At 72.4% G+C, this 14,231-nt stretch carries 13 protein-coding genes; 11 read left to right on the top strand and 2 right to left on the bottom strand.

The window, feature by feature from the left end; all coding sequences use genetic code 11:
* Window positions 1–135: 135 nt before the first annotated feature.
* From ACFC8N_RS35475 to ACFC8N_RS35515, 9 genes are all read left to right on the top strand, one after another.
* Window positions 136–1,653: a sugar ABC transporter ATP-binding protein gene (locus ACFC8N_RS35475; RefSeq protein ID WP_376292964.1), complete on the top strand. Its 1,518-nt coding sequence runs from the start codon at window positions 136–138 to the stop codon at window positions 1,651–1,653.
* Window positions 1,650–2,720 (top strand): ABC transporter permease, encoded by a 1,071-nt coding sequence (locus ACFC8N_RS35480; protein WP_376292966.1) that lies wholly within the window; start codon window positions 1,650–1,652, stop codon window positions 2,718–2,720. Before ACFC8N_RS35475 ends, ACFC8N_RS35480 begins: the two co-directional genes overlap by 4 nt.
* Window positions 2,713–3,702: an ABC transporter permease gene (locus tag ACFC8N_RS35485; protein WP_356032907.1), complete on the top strand. Its 990-nt coding sequence runs from the start codon at window positions 2,713–2,715 to the stop codon at window positions 3,700–3,702. Before ACFC8N_RS35480 ends, ACFC8N_RS35485 begins: the two co-directional genes overlap by 8 nt.
* 37 nt (window positions 3,703–3,739) lie before the next feature.
* Complete coding sequence (gene rhaS, locus ACFC8N_RS35490) at window positions 3,740–4,816, top strand: rhamnose ABC transporter substrate-binding protein (RefSeq protein WP_376292968.1); 1,077 nt, start codon at window positions 3,740–3,742, stop codon at window positions 4,814–4,816.
* 17 nt (window positions 4,817–4,833) lie between these two features.
* A complete protein-coding gene (locus tag ACFC8N_RS35495) occupies window positions 4,834–5,154 on the top strand; it encodes an L-rhamnose mutarotase (RefSeq protein WP_356032903.1) in 321 nt (106 codons plus the stop codon).
* Complete coding sequence (locus tag ACFC8N_RS35500; protein WP_376292970.1) at window positions 5,151–6,512, top strand: BNR repeat-containing protein; 1,362 nt, start codon at window positions 5,151–5,153, stop codon at window positions 6,510–6,512. Before ACFC8N_RS35495 ends, ACFC8N_RS35500 begins: the two co-directional genes overlap by 4 nt.
* A gap of 57 nt (window positions 6,513–6,569) precedes the next feature.
* The gene (locus ACFC8N_RS35505) at window positions 6,570–7,595 is read left to right on the top strand and encodes a LacI family DNA-binding transcriptional regulator (protein ID WP_356032897.1); all 1,026 of its coding nucleotides are present in this window, start codon (window positions 6,570–6,572) and stop codon (window positions 7,593–7,595) included.
* A 98-nt stretch (window positions 7,596–7,693) separates the two neighbouring features.
* The gene (locus ACFC8N_RS35510; protein WP_376292972.1) at window positions 7,694–8,995 is read left to right on the top strand and encodes an alpha/beta fold hydrolase; all 1,302 of its coding nucleotides are present in this window, start codon (window positions 7,694–7,696) and stop codon (window positions 8,993–8,995) included.
* A gap of 36 nt (window positions 8,996–9,031) precedes the next feature.
* The gene (locus ACFC8N_RS35515) at window positions 9,032–9,907 is read left to right on the top strand and encodes a pentapeptide repeat-containing protein (protein WP_356032892.1); all 876 of its coding nucleotides are present in this window, start codon (window positions 9,032–9,034) and stop codon (window positions 9,905–9,907) included.
* Here ACFC8N_RS35515 and ACFC8N_RS35520 read toward each other — a convergent pair.
* Entirely contained in the window at window positions 9,869–11,467 is a 1,599-nt protein-coding gene (locus tag ACFC8N_RS35520) for a cytochrome P450 (RefSeq protein ID WP_356032889.1), read from the bottom strand. The genes ACFC8N_RS35515 and ACFC8N_RS35520 overlap by 39 nt on opposite strands.
* Window positions 11,468–11,609: 142 nt before the next feature.
* On the opposite strand from ACFC8N_RS35520, the gene ACFC8N_RS35525 reads away from it, so the two are divergent.
* Window positions 11,610–12,215, top strand: a complete 606-nt coding sequence (locus ACFC8N_RS35525) for a TetR/AcrR family transcriptional regulator (RefSeq protein WP_356032887.1) — start codon at window positions 11,610–11,612, stop codon at window positions 12,213–12,215.
* Window positions 12,216–12,296: 81 nt separating this feature from the next.
* Window positions 12,297–13,022, top strand: coding sequence for a DUF2470 domain-containing protein (locus ACFC8N_RS35530; protein ID WP_376292975.1), 726 nt, complete (start codon window positions 12,297–12,299; stop codon window positions 13,020–13,022).
* Here ACFC8N_RS35530 and ACFC8N_RS35535 read toward each other — a convergent pair.
* Entirely contained in the window at window positions 12,990–14,192 is a 1,203-nt protein-coding gene (locus tag ACFC8N_RS35535; protein WP_376292977.1) for a lactonase family protein, read from the bottom strand. The genes ACFC8N_RS35530 and ACFC8N_RS35535 overlap by 33 nt on opposite strands.
* Between the last annotated feature and the right edge of the window lie 39 nt (window positions 14,193–14,231).

Genomic DNA, 14,231 nt, shown 5'->3' on the forward strand with positions numbered 1-14,231 from the left:
AATTTTTTCGATACGGACCCATTGACGTGACATGGCCGCGGTGCCTACGGTCCCGGCAATCCAGTTGAAACCTTTCATGATGCTGTGGGTGCGGGCCTCGCGGCCGTTTCCGCCGGTGTCGTCGAGGAGCCTGCCATGACCCACCCGCCCGACACGGGACCGGCGCCGGTGCTGGCGCTGAGGGGCGTCTCCAAGTCCTTCGGCGCCGTACGTGCCCTCAGGGGCGTCTCCCTGGAGCTGCTGCCCGGCGAGGTGCACGCCCTCGCCGGAGAGAACGGCGCGGGCAAGTCGACGCTGATCAAGACCCTCGCCGGGGTGCACCGGCCGGACACCGGCCAGGTGCTGCTCGATGGCGAGAGCGTCGTCTTCCACGGCCCCGGCGACGCCCGCGACGCGGGGATCGCCGTCATCTACCAGGAGCCCACGCTCTTTCCCGACCTGTCGATCGCCGAGAACATCTTCATGGGCCGCCAGCCCCGGCGGGCCCTGCGCCGGATCGACCACAGGGCCACCCGCGCGGCCACGGCCGCCCTGATGAAACGGCTCGGCGTCGGCCTCGACCCCGACCGGCCCGCCCGCGGACTGTCGATCGCCGACCAGCAGATCGTCGAGATCGCCAAGGCGCTCTCCTTCGACGCCCGGGTCCTGATCATGGACGAGCCGACGGCCGCCCTGACCGGCAGCGAGGTCGCCCGGCTCTTCGGCGTCGTGCGCACCCTGAGCGAGCAGGGCGCCGCCGTCCTGTTCATCTCCCACCGCCTGGAGGAGATCTTCCGCATCTGCCACCGGGTGACCACGCTGCGGGACGGCGCCCGGATCGCCTGCGAGCCGCTCGACGGCATGACCGAGGACGACCTGGTCCGCCGGATGGTCGGCCGCGAGCTGGCCGAGCTGTATCCGAAGCAGGAGGTGGAGCCCGGCCAAGTGGCCCTCAGCGTACGGCGGTTGACCCGCGAGGGCGTCTTCACCGACGTGTCGTTCGAGGTGCGGCGCGGCGAGATCGTCGGTCTCGCCGGGCTGGTGGGCGCCGGTCGTACGGAAGTGGCCCGCGCCGTGTTCGGCGTCGACCGGTGGGACGCGGGCGAGGTCGAGATCGACGGGCGCCGGCTCACGGGCGGCGCGCCCTCCACGGCGATGGCCGCCGGCCTCGCCCTCGTCCCCGAGGACCGGCGCGCCCAGGGCCTGGTGATGGACATGTCCATCGAGCGGAACATCGGGCTGACCGGGCTGCGTGCGACCGTGCGCGCCGGGCTGATGGACCGCGGCGCCGAGCGCAGCCGTTCCCTGGACTGGGCGGTGAGGCTCCAGGTGAAGTACGCCCGGATCGCGGATGCCGTCGGCACCCTCTCGGGCGGCAACCAGCAGAAGGTCGTCCTCGCCAAGTGGCTCGCGACCGGCCCGAAGGTGCTCATCGTGGACGAGCCGACACGGGGCATCGACGTCGGCACGAAGGCGGAGGTGCACCGGCTGCTGTCGCAACTCGCCGCCGAGGGGGTGGCGGTGCTGATGATCTCCTCCGACCTGCCCGAGATCCTCGGCATGGCCGACCGGGTGCTGGTGATGCACGAGGGCCGGATCACCGCCGAGATCCCCCGCTCCAGAGCCACCGAGGAGACCGTGATGGCCGCAGCCACCGGGAGGGCCGCCGCATGACGGTGACCACCCCCGGCTCCACCCCCGTCGCCGAAGCAACCCGGTCGCAAGGGACCCGGTTGGCCGACCGCGTCTTCACGATGCGCGAACTCGCCATCCTCGTCGTCTTCCTGGTGATGATCGCGGTCACCCAGGCCGGTAACAGCCAGTTCCTGTCGGAGCAGGGCATCAAGGACCTGCTGCTCAACGCGACCATCCTGGTGCTGGTCGCCACCGGCCAGTCCCTGGTGGTGATCACAAGGAACGTCGACCTGTCGGTGGGCTCCACTCTCGGCATCAGCGCCTTCGCCGCGGGCACGTACCTCCACGGAGGCGGGAACCCTGTCCTCGCGATCGTCCTGGCCGTCCTGCTCGGCGCCGGCTTCGGCGTCCTCAACGGCCTGCTCGTCAGCCTCGGCCAGGTGCCGGCCCTCGTCGTCACCCTCGGCACCCTTTACATCATCCGCGGCATCGACTCCATCTGGGTCGGCTCACGCCAGATCACCGCGGCCGACCTCCCTGGTGGCTTCGTCGACTTCGGCTCCGGCGGCGTCGCAGCTATCCCCTGGCTCGCCGTGATCGCGCTCGCCGTCCTCGTCGCCACCGCCTACTACCTCAAACACTTCGGCGGCGGCCGGGAGTTGTACGCCCTCGGCTCCAACCCGGAGGCCGCCCGGCTGGCCGGCATCCCGGTGCGCCGGCGGATCCTCACCGCCTACACCGTCTGCGGAGCGCTCGCCGGACTTGCCGGGGCGATGTACCTGGCCCGCTTCGGCAACGTCGACTCGGGCACCGGCAACGGCTACGAACTCACCGTCGTCAGCGCGGTCGTGGTCGGCGGCGTCGTCTTCACCGGCGGCTCGGGCAGCGTCTACGGCGCCGCGCTCGGCGCCCTGCTGCTCACCTCCGTGAACAGTGTGCTGCCCGCGCTCGGCGTCAGCTCCGTGTGGGTGCTCGCGATCAACGGGGTCCTGCTGCTCCTCGCCATCGCCGTCGACCGGATCGTCGCGCTGAGGGTGGCCGCCGCCCTGAAGAAGAAGTCGGTCCGGCCGGGGACCGCCCTGCCGAAGGAGAACGCCGGTGCCTGAGTCACTGACCCGCGCCGTCCGCTGGGACACCGTCGTCGGCGCGCTCCTGATCGTTCTGTTGCTTCTGTCGTTCGGTTTCGTGGACGGTTTCGACAACGCGCTGAACCTGTCCTTCCTGATCGGTAACACGCTTCCGATCGCATTGATCGCCCTGCCGATGACCCTGCTCGTGGTCTGCGGCGAGATCGACCTGTCGGTGGCGTCCACGGCCGGGCTGTCCGGGGCGGTGCTGGGCAAGCTCTGGAACGAGGGCATGGCGATCGAGACGATCATCCCGCTGTGCCTGCTGCTGGGCGTGGTGTGCGGACTGGTCAACGGCCTGCTCGTGACCCGGCTCGGCCTGCCCTCGCTCGCCGTCACCATCGGCACCCTCGCCGCCTACCGGGGCCTCGCCCAGATCGTGCTCGGCTCCGACGCGGTCACCGACTTCCCGTCCCAGTACCTGGACTTCGGGTCCGGCCGGCTCGGCGGCACGTTCCTGCCGCAGGCGTTCCTGCCCTTCCTCGCCCTGCTCGCCATCGCCGTGCTCGTGCTGCACGCCACGCCGTTCGGGCGCTCGCTGTTCGCGGTCGGCGCGAGCGAGGAAGCGGCGCGCTTCGCCGGGATCCGGGTGAAGCGGACCAAGCTGCTGCTCTTCGTCGCCACCGGCTTCATGTCGGCGCTCACCGGTGTCTTCTGGGTGCTGCACTACGCCAGCGCGCGCTACGACAACGCCACCGGGCTCGAACTCTCCGTCGTGGCAGCCGTGTTGCTCGGCGGGATCGACTTCGACGGGGGCCGCGGGACGCTGGGCGGTGCGATCGCCGGGGTGTTTCTGCTCGGTGCGCTGCAGAACGTGATGAGCCTGCTGAACGTCTCCGCGCAGTCCCAGATCGTCGTCACCGGTGTGCTGCTGGTCGTCTCCGTGCTCGGCCCCCGGGTCGCGCGCCAGATCGCCGTCGCGCGGGTGAGCCGCAGAGCCGCCTCGGCTCCGGCCCCGTAGCCCGTCCCCAGCCCTCCCTCACAAAGGACCCTCCGCCATGCGCAAGCCGTCCCTCCGCCGTACCTGCGCCGCCCTCGCCGCCGGAACCTCCCTCGCCCTCGCCCTCACCGCCTGCGGCGGCACCACCAAGAACGACGTCAGGAACAACGACTCCGTCGCCCCCACGGGCAAGGCCGATCCCCATGCGGCCCTCAAGAAGGGGCTCACCGTCGGCTTCCTGCCCAAGCAGGTGAACAACCCGTACTTCACCACCGCCGACAAGGGCGGCGAGAAGGCACTCGCCGAACTCGGCTCGACCTACAAGGAGGTGGGCCCCTCCAGCGCCACCGACACCGCGGGGCAGGTGAGTTACGTCAACACGCTCACCCAGCAGCAGGTGAACGGGATCGCCGTGTCCGCGCAGGACCCCGGGGCGCTGTGCACCGCGCTGAAGCAGGCCATGGGCAACGGCATCAAGGTCGTCACCTACGACTCCGACACCGACCCCGGCTGCCGCGACGCCTTCGTCTCGCAGGCGTCCGCCGAGGACCTGGGTCGTACCGAGGTGCAGCTGCTCGCGCGGCAGATCGGGTACAAGGGCGAGATCGCGATCCTGTCGGCCGCGCAGACCGCGACGAACCAGAACACCTGGATCGGCTACATGAAGGACGAGCTGAAGGACCCCAAGTACAAGGACGTCAGGCTCGTCAAGATCGCTTACGGCAACGACGACGCCCAGCAGTCCTTCCAGCAGACCCAGGGACTGCTCCAGGAGCACCCGGACCTGAAGGGGATCATCTCCCCGACCACCGTCGGCATCAAGGCCGCCGCCCAGTACCTGTCCGGCTCGAAGTACAGGGGCAAGGTCAAGCTCACCGGTCTCGGCACGCCGAACGACATGCGCACGTACGTCAAGAACGGCACCGTCGACGCCTTCGAGCTGTGGGACCCGGCGGCGCTCGGCGACCTGGCCGCGCGGGCCGCGGTCGCGCTGGCCTCGGGGCAGATCACCGGCAAGGAGGGGGAGACCTTCAAGGCCGGCGCCACGACGTACACCCTCGGCAAGGACGGCGTCATCACCCTCGGCAAGCCGACCGTGTTCGACGCGAAGAACGTCGACCGGTTCAACTTCTAGTGAAGCGAGGGGCGTTGATGCAGCGCGTGTGTTTCCTGCTGAAGGTCAGGGCGGACCGCCTCGACGAGTACCGGGAGCGGCATGCCGCCGTCTGGCCGGAGATGCTCGACGCCCTGAGGGCGACCGGCTGGCACAACTACTCGCTCTTCCTGCGTGAGGACGGCCTGCTCGTCGGCTATCTGGAGACCGAGGACTTCGCCGCCGCCCGGGCCGGCATGGCGGCCACCGGCGTCAACGCCCGCTGGCAGGCGGAGATGGCGCCGTTCTTCGAGTCGCCGGACGGTGCCCGGCCCGACGAGGCCATGAGACCGCTCACGGAGGTGTTCCACCTGTCATGACCGCCGCCGGAAGCGGGCTCGCGGCACCCCGGGTCACCCCCCTCGGCCGCACCCTCCTCGATCACCGGGCCCTGTACTTCGTCTCGTACGACGGGCTCGTCAACAACAACTCCTTCCAGAAGAGCGGCCTGTTCACCTACCGGGGCCGACAGTACGCGGCCTGGTACGCGGAAGACCGCCGCGCGACCGTCGCCCGCCGCACCGCGGGCCGGGCGGACTGGGCGGCGGTGCCGCTGGACCACCGGCTGGGGAGCGACGACTCGCACAACGTGATCTCGATGGGCGTCTCGCGGCGTGACGGCCGGCTGCACCTGGTCATGGACGCGCACAGCAGCGGCTTCCGGTACGTGAAGTCCGTCGCCGGGCTGCTCGACCGCCCCGCCGACACGCCCTGGGACCCGTCCGTCTTCGGCGCCGTACGGACCACCCTCGACGGGCTCGCCCTCACCACCCGCTTCACCTACCCGCAGTTCCTCACGACGCCCGAGGGCGACCTCCAGCTCAGCTACCGCGTCGGCATCTCCGGCGACGGCCGCAACGCCCTTGCCGAGTACGGCCGTTCGGGCTGGACGGTGCTGGGGGAGTGGACCGCGTCGACGGGCACGTACACGAGCGCGCACGGCTCCAGCACCGCGCGGAACATGTATCTGCACGGCATCGACTACGACGTCCACGGCCGGCTGCACGCCCTGTTCACCTGGCGCGAGCAGGACGGCGCCGTGATGTGCGGCGGTGGCGGACTGACCAATCACGACACCGGCTACGTCCACTCCACCGACCGGGGCCGGACCTGGCGCAACGACGCGGGGGCGGTCGTCGCCACCACCGGCGGCCCGGATCCGGTCGCCGTCACCGATCCCGGTCTCGTCGTGGACCCGCTCGGCCCCGACCACTGCCTGATGAACCAGGAGAGCCAGGCCACCGACTCCGCCGGGCTGCCGCACGCGATCATCAGCCACGTACCGGGCCGCCTCGGGCCGTGCACCACGGACTACGTCGCCGGCCGCATCGCCCACGGACGCGCCTTCCACCTCCGCAAGAGCCCGGACGGGACGTGGCGGAAGACCGAGATCCCCGTCCCCCTGAACTCCAGCCAGCGCACCAAGCTCGTCCTCGACCGGTACGACAACGCCTACGCGGTCCTTCCCCACGGCCGCATCGCCGCCGCCTCGAAGGCCTCCGGGTACACCGACTGGACGGCGCTGTACGACGGCGGCGAGCTGAACGCCTTCGGCGAGGTGGTGATCGACGAGACGCGGGCCGTGGCGGAGGGCGTCCTGTCCTTCCTGTACCAGGAGAGGTCCACCGGCCAGGTGCCCTCGCCCCTCTACGTGGCCGATTTCGCCCTGCCCGCATGACGGTAATGTGAAGGCCGCCCGCCGTCCGTCCCTTTCGTCCCTGGAGGTCCTCGCCCGATGACCCAGTCGGTGGGTATCAAGGACGTCGCCCGCGCCGCCGGAGTCTCGGTGGGCACGGTGTCGAACGTCATCAACCGCCCGGACACCGTCGCGAGCGAGACCCGGGCCCGGGTGCTGTCCGCGATCGACCGGCTCGGCTACGTCCGCAGCGAGTCCGCGCGCCAGCTGCGCGCGGGCCGCAGCCGGATCATGGGCCTGCTCGTGCTCGACATGGGCAACCCCTTCTTCGTGGACGTGGCACGCGGTGCCGAGCGGGCGGCCCGGGAGGCGGGGCTCGGCGTGATGGTCTGCAACAGCGCGCAGAACGCCGCCGAAGAGGCCGAGTACCTGTCCCTGTTCGCCGAACAGCGGGTGCGGGGCGTGCTGCTGACCCCGGCCGACGCCACCGGCCGCAACATCGAGGCCTTCCGCCGCCACGGCATCCCGTTCGTGCTGGTCGACCGGGTCGCCGAGGGCACCACGGAGTGCTCGGTCTCCATGGACGACGTCGCGGGCGGCGCCCTCGCGGTGCGTCACCTGGTGGACGCCGGGCACCGCTCGATCGCCTACGTCAGCGGACCGCCCGGCCTCAACCAGGTCCGCGACCGCCGTACCGGCGCGCTGAGCGCGCTCGCCGAGGCCGGGCTCGGCCAGGGCGCACTGCGGGAACTGCCCACCGAGCGTCTCGACGTGGCCGCCGGCCGGGACGCGGGCGCCCGTCTGCTGGGCCTCGCCGACCGCCCCACCGCCGTCTTCTGCGCCAACGACCTGCTCGCCCTCGGCGTGCTCCAGGCCATGTACGCGGCGGGCGTGCGCGTCCCGGACGACCTGGCGATCGTCGGCTACGACGACATCGAGTTCGCAGCGGCGGCCGCCGTACCGCTGACCTCCGTACGGCAGCCGGCCGTCACCATGGGCGCGCTCGCCGCCGAGCTGCTGCTGGAGGAGACCGAGCAGGGCGAGGGACGGCGGCCGCACGAGCACCGCCGGGTGGTGCTCCAGCCGGAGTTGGTGGTGCGCCGCTCCAGCCTGGCCGCCCGCTGACTCGAAGTTCAGTAGAAAACCATGATCCCCGGGGTCGGCCGACGGCCGGTCGTGTGCTGAACTGGGTCCCGTCCGTACCGTCCGCCCCGGGAGCCCCGTTGAGCCTCAGCTACCGCCAGCCCGGTGTCGTCCTCACCGACCGCCGCTTCGCCGTGCCCCTCGACCACGCCGACCCGGGCGGCGAGACCATCGAGCTGTACGCCCGCGAGGTGGTCGCGAGCGACAAGGCCGGGCAGGACCTGCCCTGGCTGCTGTATCTCCAGGGCGGGCCCGGCTTCGGGGCGAATCGTTTCGTCGGACGTCAGGCCTGGCTCGACCGGGCCCTGAAGGACTACCGCGTCCTCCTTCTCGACCAGCGCGGCACCGGCAGCTCCACGCCCGCCACCCGGCAGACGCTCCCGCTGCTCGGCGGGCCCGCCGAGCAGGCCGACTACCTCGCCCGCTTCCGCGCCGACTCCATCGTCCGGGACTGCGAGGCCATCCGCCCCGAGGTCACCGGCGGCGCCCCCTGGACCGTGCTCGGCCAGAGCTTCGGCGGCTTCTGCACGGTGTCGTACCTCTCCCTCGCGCCCGAGGGCCTCTCCGCCGCTCTCGTCACCGGCGGTCTGCCGTCCCTGCACGCCCACGCCGACGACGTCTACCGCGCCGCCTACCCGCGCGTCGAGCGCAAGGTCACCGCGCACTACGCCCGCTACCCGCAGGACGTCGAGCGGGCCCGTCGCATCGCCGACCACCTCCTCACCCACGACGTGGTCCTCCCGAGCGGCTACCGCTTCACCGCCGAGGCCTTCCAGTCCCTCGGCCTGATGCTCGGCATGAGCGACGGCAGCCACCGTCTGCACCTGCTCCTGGAGGACGCCTTCGTCCGCACCCCGGCCGGCCCGGAGCTGGCGGACGCCTTCCTGGAACAGGTCATGAGCCTGCTGTCGTACGCCAGTTACCCGCTGTATGCCCTCGTCCACGAGACGATCTACGGCCAGGGCGCCCGGCCCACGGCCTGGGCCGCCGAACGGATCCGGGCCGAGTTCCCGCAGTTCGACGCGGCCAAGGCCCTCGCGGGCGACGCCCCGGTGCTCTTCACCGGCGAGACGGTCCACCCCTGGATGTTCGACGCCGACCCCGCCCTGCGCCCGCTGCGCGAGACGGCCGAACTCCTCGCCGCACGCACCGACTGGACCCCGCTGTACGACCCGGCCCGCCTCGCCGCGAACGAGGTGCCGGTCGCCGCGGCCGTCTACCACGACGACATGTACGTCGACGCGACCCACTCCCTGGAGACCGCACGCGCGGTGCGCGGCCTGCGGACCTGGGTGACGGACGAGTTCGAGCACGACGGGCTGCGGACGGGGGCGCCGCGGGTGCTGGACCGGCTGCTGGCGCTGACGAGGGACGAGGTGTAGCGCGCGGCACTCCCGCAGGTCAGTAGGGTGGAGCCCATGCCGGAACAGATAGCTGACCTCTCCGACCTGCGCGGCGACTGCGCCCAGTGCTTCGGGCTGTGCTGTGTCGCCCTGCCCTTCGCCAGGTCCGCCGACTTCGCGCTGAACAAGCCCGCCGGCACACCGTGCGCGAACCTCCGGCGCGATCACCGCTGCGGCATCCACGCGGACCTGCGCACCAAGGGCTTCACCGGCTGCACGGTCTACGACTGCTTCGGCGCCGGGCAGAAGGTCGCGCAGGTCACCTTCGGCGGGCAGGACTGGCGTACCGGGTCCGAGGAGCACGCCCGCCGGATGTTCGACGTGTTCCCGGTCGTACGGCAGCTGCACGAGCTGCTGTGGTACCTGACCGAGGCGCTCGGCCTGCCCGCCGCCCGGCCCGTCCACGCCGATCTGCGCCGGACGCTGGAGGAGACCGAACGGCTGACCCGGCAGAGCCCCGAGGAACTGGCCGCCCTGGACGTGGCCGCGCACCGGCAGCGGGTCAACGTGCTCCTGCTGCGCACCAGCGAGCTGGCCCGGGCGGACGTCGGCGACGGGAAAAGCGGAAAGAGCGGTAAGAGCGGAAAGAAGGGCAAGGGCGGTGGCAAGGACCGGCGGGGCGCGGATCTCGTCGGGGCCCGGCTGCGCGGCGCCGACCTGCGCGGGGCGACTCTGCGGGGCGCCCTGCTCATCGCCGCGGACCTCACCGGGGCGGATCTGCGGGGCGCGGACATGATCGGTGCCGATCTGCGTGACGCGGACCTGACCGACGCCGACCTGACCGGTGCCTTCTTCCTCACCCAGCCGCAGGTGAACGCCGCGCGGGGCAGTGCCGGTACTCGGTTGCCGGAGTCAGTCCGCCGGCCGGTGCACTGGGCAACCAGCGGCTGAGTGCCGGGACGTGTCGTCGTTCGGCCGCGGCGTCGTCGTGGTTGATCGCGCGCACGCGGCGGTAGCGGCATGTTCAGCGCAGCCCCGCGCCCCTTCAGGGCGTCTGGCCAACCCCAACCGCAACCCCTCCGGCATCACCGTCAGCCGCTCGATCACCTTCAGCCGGTAGGCGGGGTCGGCCCGCAGGTCGTAGCGGCGCAGCAGCAGGCCGAGGACCAGGGTGGCCTCGTGCAGGGCGAACTGGCGGCCGATGCAGGCCCGGGCGCCGGTGCCGAACGGCTTGAAGGTGTGCGGCGGGCGGGCCCGTACGGCCGCCGCCTCGAAGCGGTCCGGGTCGAAGCGCTCGGCGTCCTCGCCCCACACCTCAGGGTCGCGGTGCAGCATCGGCGTCAGCACCATCGCCCACGCGCCCCGGCGCATCGGATGGTCGCCGCCGAGCACCGTGTCCCGCACGGCCTCGCGGGCGTAGGCCGGCGCGGTGGGCCACAGGCGCAGTGACTCGTCCAGCACCCGGCGGACGTAGCGCAACTTGGCGACCTGCTCGTACGCGGGTCGTTCGGTGTCGCCCCAGACGCGGTCCACCTCGGCGCGGGCGCGGGCGGCGATCTCCGGGTGGCGGGCGAGGTAGTACAGGGCGAAGGAGAGCGCGCCCGAGGTGGTCTCGTGGCCCGCCACCAGGAACGTGATCACCTGCTTGCGGACGTTCTCGGCCGACAGCTTCTCGCCGGTCTCCGGGTGCGCCGTCCGAAGCATACGGTCGAGCAGGTCGCCCTCCCCGCGGCCGCCCCGGCGCCGGGCCGCGACCAGGTCGTCCACCGTGCGGTTGAGGTAGGTCATGTCGGCCGCGTTGCGCCGGGCGGCGGAGCGCAGCAGCAGCGGGGCGAGCGGCCCGGGCACGCTGTTCAGGCGCTGGGCGTAGGTGAGCGTGCCGACCATCGCGGTGACGAAGGGGTGCGGCCGGTCCCGCTCGAAGGAGCCGAAGTCGTGCCCGAACCCGGTGCGCGCGATCGTCTCCAGGGTCAGCTTGGTCATGTCCCCGGGCACGTCCACCGTGCGCCCGGCCGCGCTCTCCCGGTCCCAGTGGCCGGTCAGCCGCTCGGCGACCGCCAGCATCATGCCGTGGTAGCCCTCCATGGCCTCCCGGCTGAAGCCGGGCGCCAGGACGTCGTGCGCCAGCTGCCAGTTGGGCTCGTGGTTGTAGGCGGTGAACAACCCGTCGCCGGCGACCGGCCGCAGATTGGCCACCCCGAGTCCGACGTGCTTGGCGAACCGGGTCTCGTCGGCGAGGTCGGCGGCGAGCGCCGCGCCCCACACGAACACGAACTCCTTGCCGAAGGCGCGGCGCCGGAAGACGGGGCCGAGCTCGCGTGCGAGGCGCATCGAGTCCTGGACGGGCGTGCGCCGGTTCACGCCGAGGACGTCACCGAGCAGCGGCACCCGGCGCGGCGGGTGCGGGATGCGGTCCAGCTCGGGCCAGCCCAGCTCGGCACTGCGGAAACCCCTCGGCAGCTCGGTTTCCCTGCTCTCCGCCGTCTCCGCCGTCTTCGTCGTCCGCGCCATGACGCCGATCTCCCTTGATCCAGCGAGCTGTTGAGCCGGTGCCGCCCGTGTTGTACGTGAGTTCAATAACGCGGCCCCAGTGTGATCCGTCCCTCGAACCGGCGTCAAGGCTTGTTGAACCGGCGTCCAGTAAAGTGACGGCATGGCCGCGAACCAGGGGGAGCGCGCCCGGCGCCGACTGAGCACCGGGGAGCGCCGCGAGCAGCTGCTGTCGGTCGGCGCGAAGCTGTTCTCGGACAGTCCCTACGACGAGGTGTGGATCGAGCAGGTCGCTGAGATCGCCGGGGTCTCGCGCGGGCTGCTGTACCACTACTTCCCGACCAAGCGGGACTTCTTCGCGGCGGTCGTGGAGCGCGAGAGCGAGCGGATGCTGCGCATGACGGCGGCCGTGCCCGGTGTGCCGGTGCGCGAGCAGCTCGCCGCCGGACTCGACACCTACCTCGGCTATGTCCGCGCCCACGCCCACGGCTTCCGCGCCTTCCATCGCGCCGACGCGGCCGGGGACCAGGCCGTGCGCCGGGTCTACCGGCGGGCGCTGGCCGCCCAGGAGGAGCAGATCCTCGCCGCGCTCGCCGCCGACCCCGAGTTCGGGTCCGCCTCCGAGACCGTTCCCCAGGTGCGGCTGGCGGTGCGCGGCTGGCTCGCCTTCACCACCGCCGTGTGCCTGGAGTGGCTGCGCGAAGGGGAGTTGAGCCAGGAGCAGGTGCGCGATCTGTGCGCCCGGGCGCTGCTGGGCGTCCTCGGCTGACCTCTCGTGTCATCGAGGCGTGGTTGGCGCACGCCCCGTTCTTCGGTAGGTTAGGCAAGGCTTACCTAAGGAGGTCTCGGGATGGGTGACACACAGGACTGGACGGCCGCACCCGGCGCGGCGGAACGGGCGCGGTCGGTGCTCGCCGCCGCATGGTCGTGCGCGGTGACCGCGGACGGCGTCCGCGAGGAGTACGTCGGTGCGCACACCGTGCCCGACGACGGCGCGGTTCGGCTCGCGGTGCCCGACGACAGCGGCCTGCTCACCGCGGCGATCTGCGCCCCGCGCCAGGAGCCGTCCGCCGTGCTGGAGTTCGCCGACGTCGCCCCCGTACCGGTGCGCGGCCGGATCCGGGCCCGGCTCCACCTCGCCGGCTGGTTCGCCGCCGACGGCGGCGAGCTGCTGTTCCGGCCCACCCGGGTGGTGCTGCGGCAGTCGGGCGGTGCCGTGGTCGTCGACCTCGGCGAGTTCGCCGCCGCCCGGCCCGACCCCCTGGCCAGCGCCGAGGCCCATCTGCTGACGCACCTCGCCGACGCCCACCCGGACGCCGTCGAGCGGCTCACCCGGCTGGTGCGGCCCGAGAGCCTGCACGCCGCGACCCGTGTGCTGCCCCTCGCCGTCGACCGGCACGGACTGACCCTGCGCATCGAGCGCACCCGTGCCCACGGCGACGTACGCCTGCCCTTCCACGCACCCGCCGACGACGTCACCCAACTCACCGAGCGCGTCCACGCCCTGCTCGCCCAGGCCGCGACCGCGGGCTGCCCCCGCGCGCTACAGCGGCAGCGCGCAGACGGCGACGGGTGAGGCGAACGGCTCACCGGCCGGGCGGAGTTCACCGCTGTCCCGGTCCACCTGGAAGACGGTGACCGTGCCCGAGCGCTGGTTCGCCGCGAACAGCAGCGTGCCGTCGGGCGAGAACGCGATCTGCCGCGGGAAGTCCCCGCCCACCGGCACCGTGCCGAGCAGCCGCAGCCGGGCGCCGTCGGCCTCGACCGCGTACCGCGCGAGGGTGTTGTCGCCCCGGTTGGCCAGGAACGCGTACCGGCCGTTCGCCGTCACCAGGAACTGCGCCGGGTAGTTGGTGGTGCCGCCGGCCGACCCCGTGGACTGCGGCGCGCCGATCGTCAGCCGGCCGGAGGCCGGGTCGTAGGCGCAGACGGCGACGGTGTCGTCCACCTCGTCGGCCAGGTACGCGTACCGCCCGCCCGGGTGGAAGGTGAGATGGCGCGGGCCCGCCCCGGGCCGGGTGTGCGCCTGCGACACCTCCGTGAGCGTGCCCTCGGCCTCGTCCAGGCGGTAGGTGTAGACGGTGTCGGTGCCGAGGTCGACCGCGAGGACGTGGCCGCCGTCCGGGCTCGTGATGAACTGGTGCGCGTGCGGCCCCTGTTGACCTGGTCCCGGGGCCGGAGAGGTGTGCGTGACCAGGGCGGTGCGTTCGCCGAGGGCGCCCGAGGCGTCGATCGGGTGCACGGCGACGCTGCCCGAGCCGTAGTCGGCGCTCAGCAGCCAGCGCCCGGACGGATGCACCGACACATGGCAGGGGCCCGCACCGCCGGTCGCGCGCGTGCCGAGGACGTGCCGGTCCGCGAGCCGTACGGCCGTCACCCCGCCGTCCTCGCGCTCGTCCACCGCGTACAGCGTGCGCCCGTCCGGGTGCACCGTGAGGTACGACGGATCGGGGACGCCGGTGAGCGTGTCCGCGCCGGAGATCCGGCCGGTCACCGGGTCGTACGAGGCCAGCCCGATGCCCGTGCCGCCGCCGACGACGGAGGTGTACGTGCCGATGAACAGCGGGCGGGGGCCGGACGGGTCTCCGGGTGGTGCGGCGGACCGCGGATTCCCGGCCGGGAGCGCGCCGGCGGCCGGCGGGGCCGCCGGGGACGGCACCGCCACCACGGCAGCCGTCCCCGCCACGGCCCCGACGAACCGGCGCCTGCTCCAGCGCCCGCTCTCCGCCGTTTCCTCCGTGTCCATGCCGCACCTCAGGTCGTCGCTCGCCCCGGTCGTGACAGC

This window comes from Streptomyces sp. NPDC055966 (assembly GCF_042269865.1).
GTDB lineage: Bacteria > Actinomycetota > Actinomycetes > Streptomycetales > Streptomycetaceae > Streptomyces.

Excerpts from the sequence above, each read along its gene's own strand:
- ACFC8N_RS35520 (WP_356032889.1), bottom strand. The coding sequence starts at position 11,467 with ATGGCGCGGACGACGAAGACGGCGGAGACGGCGGAGAGCAGGGAAACC.
- ACFC8N_RS35495 (WP_356032903.1), top strand. The coding sequence starts at position 4,834 with ATGCAGCGCGTGTGTTTCCTGCTGAAGGTCAGGGCGGACCGCCTCGAC.
- ACFC8N_RS35480 (WP_376292966.1), top strand. The coding sequence starts at position 1,650 with ATGACGGTGACCACCCCCGGCTCCACCCCCGTCGCCGAAGCAACCCGG.
- ACFC8N_RS35505 (WP_356032897.1), top strand. The coding sequence starts at position 6,570 with ATGACCCAGTCGGTGGGTATCAAGGACGTCGCCCGCGCCGCCGGAGTC.
- ACFC8N_RS35475 (WP_376292964.1), top strand. The coding sequence starts at position 136 with ATGACCCACCCGCCCGACACGGGACCGGCGCCGGTGCTGGCGCTGAGG.
- ACFC8N_RS35535 (WP_376292977.1), bottom strand. The coding sequence starts at position 14,192 with ATGGACACGGAGGAAACGGCGGAGAGCGGGCGCTGGAGCAGGCGCCGG.
- ACFC8N_RS35530 (WP_376292975.1), top strand. The coding sequence starts at position 12,297 with ATGGGTGACACACAGGACTGGACGGCCGCACCCGGCGCGGCGGAACGG.
- rhaS (WP_376292968.1), top strand. The coding sequence starts at position 3,740 with ATGCGCAAGCCGTCCCTCCGCCGTACCTGCGCCGCCCTCGCCGCCGGA.
- ACFC8N_RS35500 (WP_376292970.1), top strand. The coding sequence starts at position 5,151 with ATGACCGCCGCCGGAAGCGGGCTCGCGGCACCCCGGGTCACCCCCCTC.
- ACFC8N_RS35525 (WP_356032887.1), top strand. The coding sequence starts at position 11,610 with ATGGCCGCGAACCAGGGGGAGCGCGCCCGGCGCCGACTGAGCACCGGG.
- ACFC8N_RS35515 (WP_356032892.1), top strand. The coding sequence starts at position 9,032 with ATGCCGGAACAGATAGCTGACCTCTCCGACCTGCGCGGCGACTGCGCC.